Here is a 514-nt window from a genome sequence, read left to right as displayed (position 1 = left end):
AATCTAGGGACCTCCGGGTCCCTTTTTCATACAAGTAATATAAATCTATACTTATGAAAAACAGATGATTCTGGACCTTTAGAATTCCCTAAAAATTTTTTCACAAAACTGTTTTCATCCCTGTTCTTCCATGGTACTATACAACTATCAACTGATACGGATTTGGAGAATGAAATGAAAATCGCTATTTTGGTTATTGCATTAGGTCTTACTGGTTGTGTAGCTCAAGGACCGGTAGTAAATCAGTCTGATGTAGGAAAAATTGTAAACTGTTCAAGCAAGTTTTATAATCCTAATGTCAAGTGTTATAAAGAAGCTCCAAAACAGACAGTAGAACAAATGCAGGCGAATTTTGACGAAGCTATTCGTCCAGATGAATCTGCTCAAGCATATCGTAATTCTGATGTAATTACACGCGAAGAAAAAATTGAAAACTACTGCGCCGAAATTTGGGCAAATTGGGCTAATAATTACCAATGGCGCACAGGTAAAAATGCTCCGATGGAGTATGTAG

1 protein-coding gene is annotated in these 514 nt (G+C 36.4%); it reads left to right on the top strand.

Translation table 11 applies throughout. From position 1 onward, the window contains the following. Positions 1 to 174 precede the first annotated feature (174 nt). On the top strand, positions 175 to 514 hold a 340-nt coding region (locus BRSPCE3_RS35665; protein WP_244071793.1), incomplete at its 3' end, for a hypothetical protein.

Origin of the sequence: Bradyrhizobium sp. Ce-3 (assembly GCF_022835695.1) — a bacterium.
Classification (GTDB): Bacteria; Pseudomonadota; Alphaproteobacteria; order Rhizobiales; family Xanthobacteraceae; genus Bradyrhizobium.
This window is presented reverse-complemented; position numbering and strand designations above follow the sequence as displayed.